This is a genomic window from Zeaxanthinibacter sp. PT1, from assembly GCF_028464225.1.
Lineage (GTDB): Bacteria > Bacteroidota > Bacteroidia > Flavobacteriales > Flavobacteriaceae > Zeaxanthinibacter.
On the sequence record NZ_JAQPCN010000002.1, the window covers coordinates 1 to 11941 of the forward strand.

Sequence of the window (11941 nt, forward strand, 5' to 3'; positions counted from 1 at the left end):
GAGGAGCAACGGACCAACTTTGTGACCTACGAGCTGGTGGATGGGATCAATACGATCGACTTTGGACATCGCGAGGATGGGGTAGGTCTGGATAAGGTCTACATTACCAAGACAGGGAATACTCCCAGCGGTTTAGGTAACCCTGCGACCAATTGCGGAAATACCAGTAAAATAGCACAGCAAGACCCATTGATCATCTCCATGAACCAGGATATTTATAAGGTAGACCTGTATCCAAACCCGACAGCGGAAATTTCTAACGTCGTCTTGGATCAACAGTTACCTCGCCTGGATAGAATATTGATCTTTGACGCTACAGGGCGATTGGTCAGAACTCAGAAAATATCTAGTGTCGCAACAGCCGGAATGCAGCAGCACCCAGTAAATGTTGACGGACTGGAAGAAGGTACCTACCACTTGCAATTCCTGACAGCAGATGGTAAATCATTCTATAAACAATTGGTGGTGAAGAAATAGGTCTAATAGAAAGACTGAATCGTTTTGTGGATGACCGGTGTGACCATTTTCAGGATTTTCTTGGAAATGGTCACCTCTTTCAAGGATTGTAGTTGATGCATATTGTGAACATCAGAAGCGATAAAATCGATCATATTTTCTTCCAGTAATTTTTGAGCAACCTTAGGTATTTCTTTACCATAGTAGTTGCTCAGGGATAACAGGTTCAGCTGGAACAAGATGCCCTCCGACTTGAATTTTTGGTATTTCCCGAATCGCTGGTGTAAGAACGCATAGCGCTCCGGGTGGGCCAGCACTGGGAATAAATGATTGCTGGCGACCTTAACTATAGCTTCATCAAAATGAATAGGTGGCTGGAGGTAAGACATTTCAACAAGCAGGTAGCTCGAACTTAATGGCAACATCCCCCCTTGCTCGACCATGGGAATAAAATTTTCGTCGATCATGTGTTCAGCGGCAAATGCCAGTTCAATCTCATCCATGCCGCATTCAATTAGCTCATTCTTAACCAAAAGATGTGCCGCTTCAATGCTTTCCCTGGTATTGGGGTAGTAGTTGTGCATAATATGCGGGGTGGCGACAAAGTTCTTCACCCCGAATTCTGAAAACCCCCTGATAAGCGCTAAAGAATCATCGACAGTTTTAGCTCCATCATCTATTCCCGGCAAGATATGATTGTGTATATCTACAAAATTCTCCAGCTGGTCGACCAGGAAGTGCTTCTTACTGAATATGTGGATCATGTTGGTTGCAATTCAGCTGCAAAAATAGGGTTTCTGAATGGAACCCTCAATTGTTATAAACTATTAAAATCGGGGATCGTCTATATATTCCATTAACATTTAAGTCAAAAACGAACGTAAGAAAGGGCTAATTTTTACATCTTGCCTTTAAATATTTAGATAAATGAAAACAGTAACGCGTATCACCTTATTACTCTTGATATCACTAACGATATTTTCCTGTAAGGAAGAGAAAAAAGAAAAAGAAATAACCGTAGAGGAATCAGAAATAGACACCCAGGGTGAAATGACCACCGATATGGCTGAAACCTCTTTTAAATCCGGATTAAGTGGCGATGTTTTCCACCATTACCTGGAAGTGAAATCCGCTTTGTTTGATGCCGATGAAAAAGCTGTTTCTGTAGCAGCAGCAAATATGGCTCGTGGATTAAAGGAAGGTCACCCCGAAATTGGAAAATTGGCAGCAGATATTTCCAGGGCTAAGGATATTGATACACAGCGTCTACTCTTCTCTGAGTTCACCCATGAACTGGAGCCACTGATATACGATAACCTTCAGAACGGACAGATTTATAAGCAATATTGCCCCATGGCCTTTGATAATAAAGGGGCCTACTGGCTGTCAGATTCTAAGGAAATCCGAAACCCTTACTTTGGCGAGAAGATGGCTAACTGTGGCTCTGTCAAAGAAACAATCACCCCAAAAAGCTAAACATTAATTTTTTTCGCAAAATTGACTTGCGAAGAAATAATAGGCACAAGCAAAATACCTGTGTCCAAATTGAGGTTGCCCTAAAGTGACCTGACTATCTATTAACCTAAATTATAAAAACATGAGACTTTTCAGAAATACACTTTTAATTTCAGGTACCGCATTGTTAATGGCCAGTTGCGGAGCAAACAAGTCTACCGCGGAACAGTTGGAAGACGATGATTATAAAGAAAGGATGTTCCAGACCATTGTCTCGGACGAAGGTAATTTTACAGACCTTTTGGAAAAAGCTCATAACATCAGGCAGGCGGAACTTATCCTGATCAAAGATCACCTGGATATGATGGAGAGTGGCAAAGTAAGTGCACTAGTTGCAAACCATCCTGACTTACAGGAGCGAATGAAATCCATGATGCAACAAAAACTCAATGAGAATCCGGAGCTTTGTCTAAATGTTAGAGACAAATTGATGGAAGACCAGGAGTTCAGGAACGCCGTGAAAGACCAGTTAAGGGAAGAGATGGCCAATGATCCTGAAATGGTAGACATAATGATCGTTAAAATGACCGAAGATCCTGAAATGCGAAAAAAAGTTGTTGATAAAATGATGGAGGATGAGGAAATGAAAATGTTGATCCTTCAGGAGATGGAAGAATATGAAGCTTCGCTCCAACCACATATGAGTAAGGACGGTTCACAATAATGTATTTTATATAGCTGCACAAAAAGAGGGCAATGGCCCTCTTTTTTTGTTTAACCTACAAGAAGAATAATAAGTGATCTTTAATAGGGGACGAGATTGGATAGTTATGGATAGATTAGTATGGGAGTGTGATTCAGCTCATGGCAGGAATGGATGCTGAATAACAAGAAAAATTTAAAAATTCTAGAGTGCATGTATTCTGCAGGGAGTCGGGTTATATTATGACCGGGGAGGGGAGGGTCTTTGACCCCAAAAATCCCAGGATAGATAAAACGAGATTTTTTAAAATAAACAACTCCGAATACAAGCATATTGCAGGCTGAGCAGATAACTTATAACCGGGGAGGGGAGGGTAGTATACCCCAGTCGAATAATCATATAGATTGGGATTTACTTGAATGTTAAATAACACATAATGCAAGTTTGTTACAATGGGAGCAGATAACTTATTACCGGGGAGGGGAAAGTTTTTAACCCCAAATATCCAGCTCGTGTAAAATCTAATATGGAAAAATGAAAACAGCTAATGCCAGGATGTTGCAGGGAACGGACTTAAATTAAAACCGGGGAGGGGAGGGCAGTATACCCCGATAAAAAAATTATATGGAATGAGTATTTACTTATTAAATAAATGCAGCTTAATGAAAGAAAATATCAGTGATAGCCAATAACTTAGAACCTTGGAGGGGACGGACTTGTCCCCAATCAATCAAGGGATAGTAAAAATCTTAAACAAAAATGGCATTGCTTACAGTTATCAGCATAATATTTAAGAAATTTCTTCTTAAAATTTGGCTTAAAGGAGGATTTTATTCCAATCGCTATAATTTTGTTTAACTTTTTATTTAAGAAAGAAATGAAAAATCAACGAATCACTTATCTTTAATTGGTGTAAACAGAAGACCATGGACGTTCTGAAGAGAAATAATGTAAAAGTACTAGGTGAAGGTAAGCAAGTGATGATGTTCGCCCATGGTTTTGGATGTGATCAGACCATGTGGCGGCATGTGATTCCAGCATATATCAATGACTATAAAATTGTATTATTTGATTATGTAGGCTGCGGGGAATCAGACCTCACCCAATATCATGAAGAACGGTACAGCTCCCTCCATGGATATGCTCTCGATATCCTGGATATTTGCGAGACGCTAGATCTTAGAGATATTATCCTAATAGGTCACTCTGTTAGTTCCATGATCGGGATGCTAGCCTCGATCAAACGCCCGGAATATTTCCGATCGTTAATTCTCGTTTGTCCTTCTCCTTGTTATATCAATAAACCAGGATATCACGGTGGTTTTGAAGAAAAAGACCTGGAAGGCCTTATGGAGGTGATGAATAATAATTATGTCGGCTGGGCCAGTTTCCTTGCACCGGTAGTCATGAAGAATAATGAACAGCCCGGTCTAACCGAAGAACTGGAACGCAGTTTTTGTTCTATGGATAAGGAGATCACCCAGAATTTTGCCAGTATTACTTTTTTCTCTGATAACCGTGATGATTTAAAAAAAGTTAGAGTTCCTTGCCTTGTACTCCAGTGCTCCGAAGATGATATTGCTCCTGAAGATGTTGGTCAATACGTTAATGACCAATTAGAGCATAGTGTTATTTATTACATGAAAGCCACGGGCCATTGCCCACATATGAGTCATCCGACGGAAACCATAGAATGTATATCGCGTTACCTCGAAACAGAGTTAGCGATCTCATGAAAGAAATTGCCCAAAACACCCCCTGTTACATATTCAGCTTTAAGGCAAATGGACTGATCACTGAGGTGAACGATTTGCTTTTAAAGGCATTGGGATACCAGCGTGAAGAGCTGATTTCTAATTATCGATTTGAGGATCTGCTGACAATGGGCAGCAGAATTTTTTTTAAAACACACTTCTTACCTATGCTGATGATGCAAGGTAATGTGAACGAAATGTTTTTATCCTTCAGCACGGCAGATGGTAAAGAATTTCCGGTACTCCTTAATCTTGTATTAAAAGGAGAGGAGGGACAACGCGAAATTCACGCTGCAGGCATTCAGATAGCCAAGCGCAATAAATTTGAAAAGAGCATCATAGAAGCTAAGGACACGGCAGAGAAGGCTCTTAAAGAGAATGTTCTTTTACAGGATCTGAAATCAAGGCTGGAAAGGAACCAAGACCTCCTGGAAAGACAATTGCATGATTTAAAACGCATCAACCGGGAGCATGTCGAATTCAACAAGATTCTCGCCCATGATTTACAGGAACCCATGCGCAAAGTTCGCCTCTTCGCAGGTCTTTTAGAAGGGAAAACCAGCAAGGAAGAACTGAATCCTGAAATGCAGACATACCTAGCCAAGCTTCTCGGTTTATCAGAATATGCTCATGAACTGATAGCTCGCTTACAGAACTTTCACTCCCTGGAAGAGCGGATGACAAACGCTGCCGTAGGAAACCTGGAGGAAATGATCGGTGCTGCCATCAGTAGGATTGGAAATGAGGATTTAATGCCTGATCTTGGCGGACTTAAGGAAAAAAGAGTTTACGGTGACATTAAATTACTGACCAGGGTATTCAGGGAATTGCTTTCCAATGCGTGGCAATTTAGGAACCCAGAAAGACCCCTTGAAATTGAGATCGCTTCTGAGATAGTGACTGATAATTACTACAGGTCGCTTACCGGTGCTTACCGCTACATGGATTTCTTACAGATTCAATTCAAGGACAATGCTTCAGGATTTCCGTCAAACGTCAACGATCGTATTTTTGGTCTGATGCAAAAATTTCATGAAAACAGTGGACGAGGCTTAGGCCTCGCCTATTGTAAAAAGATTGTCGAGCTGCATAATGGTCGCATTCTCGTTAATACTAAACAGATCCAAGGTACACAATTCACCATCGTATTGCCCAATGCATTAGACCTGTAATTTTCAAAGAAATGCTTTCACCTATGCTGTAAATATGGATGTAATAGATAGGGTGCATTTGCTTGATTGTGTCAATTTTCATCACAAATTTCACACAAGAAGAATTAAAATGTATTTATTTTTGTTAAGATAAGCTTCTGTCAACTACTGCTCTAATTAAGGAATTGACCATTTCTCTTGGTATTTATTAAAAAATAAAAGAATTTAACTGTTTATAATAATTCCCGTAAATGACTGATATTCAGTCGATCTATAAATATTTCCAGTCCGATAATTATGTCTAAAACAACAAACACTCCTTATTTCTTGCGTGGGGATGGTGAAATGGCCAAGCTCACGAGGGATTATGAGTGGGAAGAAACTGAGCTGGGTGATCCAATAAAATGGCCGGATGAATTGAAAATTACGCTGGATATCCTTCTGAATTCACAATTCCCAATGTTCTTGTTTTGGGGAAAAGATTACAGATGTTTTTATAATGATGCCTATAGACCAAGTCTCGGAGCAGGTGGGAAACACCCTTCTATATTAGGGATGAAAGGGGAGGAGGCATGGTCTGAAATCTGGCCGGATATCGAGCCTTTACTTAGGCAAGTGAGTAAAGGGGATGGCACAGTATATCGTGAAAATCAATTGATCCCTTTTTTCCGTAATGGGGTAGTGGAAGATATTTACTGGACCTACAGTTATAGCCCTGTACATAACAAAAATGGAGAAATTACAGCGGTACTTACGGTCTGTAATGAAACCACCCAGGTACTTGAAAAGCAAAAGAACCTTCGTAATAGCGAGCAGCGCTTCCGGAGTATGGCAGAGGATACGGACTTATTTATCGTCACTGGTGACGAATCAGGCAATGCAACCTATTTTAACCCTGCCTGGACAAGACTCACCGGGGCTAAAATGAGTGAATTAACCGGAACCGGATGGTCCGATTACGTACACCCTGATGATTTAGAGCCCTTCTCAACCCTTTATTTTGGATCCCTGGCGAAAAGAGCGCCGTTTACGGGTGAGGTAAGGGTTCGGGCAAAAGATGGAGATTTCCGTTGGATTTTGGCGAATGCCACGCCCCGTTTTAATCCGGACGGAGCATTTGCAGGTTATATCGGCATCTTTACCGATATCACTGAGCGAAAGAGGATTGAAGAGAACTTCGAGCTATTTAAAATCATCGCGGAAAATGCAATAGACCCGTTTATTTTGATGCGTGAAGACGGCACATTTGAGTACCTCAACAATGCCGCAATTAAAAAATGGGGGTATACAGAGGACGAAGCTAAGAAATTAAGAGTCCCGGATGTGGATACGGTGTTTGACTTAGAAGGATTTAGAGCTTTATTCAAAAAAGCCCAGGAAGATTCAATCCCCATGTTTGAGACCGTACATATCAATAAAAAGGGGGAGACTTACCCAGTAGAGGTAACGTTAACTGGTATTACTCTTGGTGGGACCCCATATATGCACGCTATTGCAAGGGATATTTCTGAACGGAAGATAGCAGAACAACAGTTAATGGCCAGTGAGCAACAGTTTAGGTTGCTTGCAGAACAGGCCCCAGTATGGGTTTGGATGGCAGATCCTGACCTAAACGTGGAATATGCCAACAGCCAGATGCTGGACTTCATGGGCTTTGATGAATTAACAGAATTCCTGGATCACGTTTGGAAAGATGTAGTGCATCCTGACGATATTTCTGTAATTCAAGAAACCTTTCGTGAGGCTCAAAACTCAAAAAAGTCATTCGAATATGAACATAGGGTTCGCCAAGCTATTACCGGTGAATATCATTGGTTTCATGTCCGGGCGGTTCCAAGGTACGAAGATGATCAACTCATTGGTTATATCGGTACCGGGGTCAATATTGATGAACAGAAGGCCTTTACCCAAAAATTAGAGGAAGAAGTGTCTGAACGGACTAAGGCGCTGGCAGAGTCGAACAAGGTACTGGGGGAAATGAACAAGGAATTAGAAGCATTTGCGTATATCTCCAGTCATGACTTACAGGAACCTTTACGAAAGATACAGACCTTCAGTTCCCAGATCATGTCGAAGGATTATGAGAATTTATCAGATAAAAGCCAGGATAAGTTTCAAAGGATGCAGCAAGCAGCGGAGCGAATGCAGGCTTTAATTCAGGATCTGTTGGCCTATTCCAGGACCAGTACTGAAGAACGTAATTTTGAGATCACCGACCTGACCGAATTATCACAACAAGTAGTTGGCACCTTACAGGAAGAATTAGAAGAGCTGAACGCTGTGATCACTATTGGTCAACTGCCAACTGCCCCCGTGATCCCGTTTCAGTTTCAACAACTGCTATTTAATCTGATCTCAAACTCCCTGAAATTTGCACATCCCGAAAAATCACCTGAAATAAAGATAGAAGGTGAGATTGTCAATGGTAAGCGCTTAGAACACAAAAAGGCTCAAGCCGGGATTAAGTATTGCTGTATAACGGTCGGTGACAACGGGATAGGTTTTGAACAAAAATACGCAGACCGAATTTTCGAAGTATTTCAGCGACTGCACCCCAAGGACAAGTATATAGGTACGGGCATTGGACTTTCTATAGTTAAGAAGATTGTCGATAATCACAACGGAGTGATCAGTGCAAAAAGTCAGACGGGGGAGGGAACAGAATTTATGATCTGTATCCCACTTGTTCAGTCATAAAGGAGCTGGCACATCACCTTGTGGTTCTTCTCATTTTGGCGCTTCATTATAACTAACGCTTACCTCTTCCTAACATAGAACTTAGCTTAGCCCACGATTGGTGGCCTATCTGTTATAAACGGCTGATGGTAATGCCTTCTTCCAGTGGCTTTATACAAGGCATTTGCCAGGGCTCCCATGATGGGAGGGAAGGGTGGCTCGCCAAGGCCTGTCGGGTCAATTCCATTGTCCACAAAATGAGTTTCGATTTCCTTTGGCGCTTCACTATGCCTGATCAACCGGTACTTGTCAAAATTAGTCTGTTCAGGGGCTCCGTCTTTAAAGGTAATAGCGCTGTACATCGCGTGTCCAATACCGTCTACCACGCCCCCCTCCGCTAAATTCCTGGCAGCGTCCGGGTTGATCACGATACCACAATCAATGGCAGTAGTAACTTTTTGAACTACGGGTTCATTATTTTCCATAGCGATATCCAATACCTGGGCCACGTAACTGTTGTGACAGAAATAGGCGGAAACTCCTCGGTGCATACCTGTTGGAGAAGCATTCCAATTTGATTTATCCTTGACCAGCTCCAATACCCCGGCATATCTTTCTGCATCGTAGTCGTTGTTTTCACCTACGGGATTTTCCTGTGCTTTTTTTAGCAATTCCAGCCTCATTTCAATAGGATCTTTCCCGGCTGCTTCGGCAACTTCGTCCAGGAATGACTGTTCGGCTCCGGCGATGAAATTAGATCGTGGTGCCCTGAAAGCACCGGTGGTAATATTGGATTCTATGGTCCAATCCTCCGCGAGGTAATTGTCTAATGCACCTGCCGGGAAGCGGTTAGCAAATAACGGACTCTCCGGAATGCCCCCAGTTTTTACATGCAAGGCAGTTAAATTATTGTCAGCATCAAGAGCCGCACGGTAGGTGGCGTAATAGGAAGGTCTGTAAGTCCCCTGGGACATATCGTCTTCCCGGCTATACACCAACTTCACGGGTGCTTTCGCCTTTTGCGAGATGGCTGCAGCCTCAATCATAAAATGACCATAGAGCCTGCGACCAAAGCCACCGCCCTGGCGGGTCATATTTATATCTATTTTTTCCAGTGGTAAGCCCAGTAACTCGGCTATGGCCGGTTCCATCCATTCCGGTGTCTGGGTTGGCCCCAGCAGTTCGGCATGATCTTCGGTAACATGGGCGAAGAAATTCATGGGCTCCATAGTATTATGTGCCAGGAAAGGACAGGTGTAACTCCTCTCGATGACTTTAGCAGCATTCTTAAATGCTGCTTCAGGATTACCGTCTTTCCGGACGACCCTCCCTTTTTTGGCATTCAGTGCTTCCATTTGTTCACGGTGCGTCGTCGTATTCTCCAGACCGGCTGGGTAATTGACTTCCATGTCGTTCCCGAACATGGTCATGCCGATCGAGGCACTGGGAGCCTTTTCCCATTCAATATTTAATGCCTTTTTTGCCTGCATGACTTCCCAAGTACTCTCGCCTACAACAGCTACTAGGGTATTAAAAGCGGTATGGTGAAAAGCACTGCGTTTAAAGTCATCATCAAACAGAGTGATGGAAAACACGTCTCGAATCCCTGGCATTTTCTTAGCAGCTTCGGCATCCAGGGATTTCAATTGCATCCCGAAAGCCGGAGGATGCGCAACTGTAGCGATCAGCATCCCTTCTCGTTGCACGTCGATCCCAAATAGTGGCTGACCGGTTACGATTTTTAAGCCGTCTACATTTTTTCTCGAGGTCCCTATGATGGAGAAGTCGGACCGATCTTTTAAATTAATTTCTTCCGGCACTGCTTCTTTAGCAGCTGCGGAAGCCATCTCGCCATAGCCAGCGGATTTTCCACTAGCCTCGTGGGTAAGTACACCTTCAACTGCCCTAATTTCTTCCACAGGCACCTGCCACGCTGTTGCTGCGGCTTGTTTAAGCATTTGTCTTGCCGTTGCTCCGGCCATCCTCAGACTCTGCCAGGAACTGCTGATCGATCTGCTGCCACCGGCTACCTGCCAGCTGTAGAGATTGGTGTTGAGCGGAGCCTGTTCCACTATGACGTCCTTCCAGTCAATTTCCAGCTCATCGGCAACGATCATGGGCATTGAGGTTTTTACATTTTGCCCTATCTCCGGGTTGGGAGACATGATGGTTACCAACCCATTGTCGCCAATTTTCAGGTAGCCATTGATTTCGAACCACTCCTTGGGCATTTCCCTTACCGCCATTTTTTCTGCCTGCTCCGGTTTGCAGGAATTCAGGAAACTGAATCCAAGGACTAAACCCCCACTGGCAAGGCTGGTATTCTTTATAAATGCTCTTCTTCCGATATGCGTTTTAAGTAATGTCATGATGGTTGTTTTTGAGTGGATCAGGATAAGTTCCCTGCAGCTGTTTTGATGGCCTTTTTTATACGGGTATAAGTGCCACAGCGACAAATGTTACCATCCATGGCAGTATCGATTTCCGAATCGGTAGGATTGGAATTATTCTTGAGTAATGCACTTGCACTCATGATCTGCCCGGCTTGGCAGTAACCGCACTGGGGAACATCGACCTCCAGCCATGCTTGTTGGACTGGGTGGTCTCCATGTTCGGATAATCCTTCAATAGTGGTGATTTTTTTATCGCCAACTGCCGAAACCGGTAATTGACAAGAGCGTACGGCATTGTCATCCAGGTGGATAGTACAGGCCCCGCATTGGGCGATACCGCATCCGTACTTAGTCCCGACCAGCTTAACGTGATCGCGTAGTACCCAGAGCATGGGCGTTGAAGGGTCAACATCCACTTCCCGGGATTTCCCGTTGATGTTTAAGGTGTAGTTTGCCATGGTTGAAATTGTTTCTATTAAATTATGAATTTTTCTCAAAGAATAGCGGTAATTAACTGTGTAATATATAATTACATATGTTAAAATTCTACTGTTCTTTCAACTTTACGCCATAACTAGAATACGCTTTAACCATGTCCGGGCCTGCCGCCTGGCTTCTACTTTTGATTTCCAGTAAATACCGTCGTGTTCCACGCCTCTTTATACCTGGATATCTTCCAGGATATTACAATCCAGGCATAGTACTTGATCCGAAACCAAGGCCGTGACCGACTCTAGTGCTGTAAGGGAGAAAATTTATCCTGTCAATGTGCTTACATTTTCCTGAAAATCATTGACAAATAGAAATAATAAAAGAATGTTACCTATAGCTAACAGGCTTATTTCTTTAGTTGCTTCGCTACGCTATCATAGTATTCCTGGGAAAGCACTTCGGTCCAGGTGGTAGGTTGTTCTCCACCATATATTGCCAAATAGGTAACATCATTTTCCTTGGTTGATGAGTGCCAATGCTCCGTATCTTTCTTGCATCTGATCACATCTCCCGCTTTAAGGATAACAGGATCTTTTCCTTTTTCCTGGTAATATCCTTCACCATCTATATAAATTAAGACCTGCGCCGAGGAGTGCTTATGCCAGTCTAAAGTAGAATTTGCCTTAAAGGTCGCTTTGGTAATATTGAAGTCAGTTTCATCATCGGCCCGCAGGATCCCGTTCAACCAGGCCTCGCCTATATAGTGAATATTAGGTGCCTTATTACCTTTATCCTTATACGACGAGATCTTGTACTCGTCATGTTGGGAATAGATGCATACGGGAATGATAAATAGTACTATTCTGATTAGATTTTTCATGTTCTTTACTTTTTAATTTATTTTTTTGTCGATAGCCAGTT

The 11941-nt window shown here is 42.8% G+C and carries 10 protein-coding genes; 6 read left to right on the top strand and 4 right to left on the bottom strand.

Annotation, left to right across the window (positions count from 1 at the left end; genetic code table 11):
* The coding region (locus tag PP178_RS07035) for a T9SS type A sorting domain-containing protein (protein ID WP_272593631.1) at positions 1 to 477 on the top strand (477 nt) is incomplete at its 5' end.
* 2 nt (positions 478 to 479) lie between these two features.
* Here PP178_RS07035 and PP178_RS07040 read toward each other — a convergent pair.
* Positions 480 to 1220, bottom strand: coding sequence for a tyrosine-protein phosphatase (locus PP178_RS07040; protein ID WP_272593632.1), 741 nt, complete (start codon positions 1218 to 1220; stop codon positions 480 to 482).
* A 163-nt stretch (positions 1221 to 1383) separates the two neighbouring features.
* Between PP178_RS07040 and PP178_RS07045 the strand changes: the two genes are divergently transcribed.
* From PP178_RS07045 to PP178_RS07065, 5 genes are all read left to right on the top strand, one after another.
* Complete coding sequence (locus PP178_RS07045; RefSeq protein ID WP_272593633.1) at positions 1384 to 1932, top strand: DUF3347 domain-containing protein; 549 nt, start codon at positions 1384 to 1386, stop codon at positions 1930 to 1932.
* Positions 1933 to 2053: 121 nt separating this feature from the next.
* Positions 2054 to 2635, top strand: coding sequence for a hypothetical protein (locus PP178_RS07050; protein WP_272593634.1), 582 nt, complete (start codon positions 2054 to 2056; stop codon positions 2633 to 2635).
* Positions 2636 to 3540: 905 nt separating this feature from the next.
* Complete coding sequence (locus PP178_RS07055) at positions 3541 to 4350, top strand: alpha/beta fold hydrolase (RefSeq protein ID WP_272593635.1); 810 nt, start codon at positions 3541 to 3543, stop codon at positions 4348 to 4350.
* On the top strand, positions 4347 to 5540 hold the full coding sequence (locus PP178_RS07060) for a sensor histidine kinase (RefSeq protein WP_272593636.1): 1194 nt from the start codon (positions 4347 to 4349) through the stop codon (positions 5538 to 5540). The genes PP178_RS07055 and PP178_RS07060 overlap by 4 nt, the downstream gene beginning before the upstream one ends.
* A gap of 276 nt (positions 5541 to 5816) precedes the next feature.
* Positions 5817 to 8216 carry a PAS domain-containing sensor histidine kinase gene (locus PP178_RS07065; RefSeq protein ID WP_272593637.1) on the top strand — a complete coding sequence of 800 codons (2400 nt, stop codon included), beginning with the start codon at positions 5817 to 5819 and terminating at the stop codon, positions 8214 to 8216.
* Positions 8217 to 8302: 86 nt separating this feature from the next.
* Here PP178_RS07065 and PP178_RS07070 read toward each other — a convergent pair whose 3' ends face one another.
* From PP178_RS07070 to PP178_RS07080, 3 genes are all read right to left on the bottom strand, one after another.
* Complete coding sequence (locus PP178_RS07070; protein ID WP_272593638.1) at positions 8303 to 10564, bottom strand: xanthine dehydrogenase family protein molybdopterin-binding subunit; 2262 nt, start codon at positions 10562 to 10564, stop codon at positions 8303 to 8305.
* Positions 10565 to 10584: 20 nt separating this feature from the next.
* Positions 10585 to 11046 carry a (2Fe-2S)-binding protein gene (locus PP178_RS07075; protein WP_272593639.1) on the bottom strand — a complete coding sequence of 154 codons (462 nt, stop codon included), beginning with the start codon at positions 11044 to 11046 and terminating at the stop codon, positions 10585 to 10587.
* 380 nt (positions 11047 to 11426) lie between these two features.
* A complete protein-coding gene (locus PP178_RS07080; RefSeq protein ID WP_272593640.1) occupies positions 11427 to 11900 on the bottom strand; it encodes a cupin domain-containing protein in 474 nt (157 codons plus the stop codon).
* Between the last annotated feature and the right edge of the window lie 41 nt (positions 11901 to 11941).

Coding starts and splice junctions, on each gene's coding strand:
- PP178_RS07080 (WP_272593640.1), bottom strand. CDS start 11,900: ATGAAAAATCTAATCAGAATAGTACTATTTATCATTCCCGTATGCATC.
- PP178_RS07065 (WP_272593637.1), top strand. CDS start 5,817: ATGTCTAAAACAACAAACACTCCTTATTTCTTGCGTGGGGATGGTGAA.
- PP178_RS07040 (WP_272593632.1), bottom strand. CDS start 1,220: ATGATCCACATATTCAGTAAGAAGCACTTCCTGGTCGACCAGCTGGAG.
- PP178_RS07060 (WP_272593636.1), top strand. CDS start 4,347: ATGAAAGAAATTGCCCAAAACACCCCCTGTTACATATTCAGCTTTAAG.
- PP178_RS07050 (WP_272593634.1), top strand. CDS start 2,054: ATGAGACTTTTCAGAAATACACTTTTAATTTCAGGTACCGCATTGTTA.
- PP178_RS07045 (WP_272593633.1), top strand. CDS start 1,384: ATGAAAACAGTAACGCGTATCACCTTATTACTCTTGATATCACTAACG.
- PP178_RS07070 (WP_272593638.1), bottom strand. CDS start 10,564: ATGACATTACTTAAAACGCATATCGGAAGAAGAGCATTTATAAAGAAT.
- PP178_RS07055 (WP_272593635.1), top strand. CDS start 3,541: ATGGACGTTCTGAAGAGAAATAATGTAAAAGTACTAGGTGAAGGTAAG.
- PP178_RS07075 (WP_272593639.1), bottom strand. CDS start 11,046: ATGGCAAACTACACCTTAAACATCAACGGGAAATCCCGGGAAGTGGAT.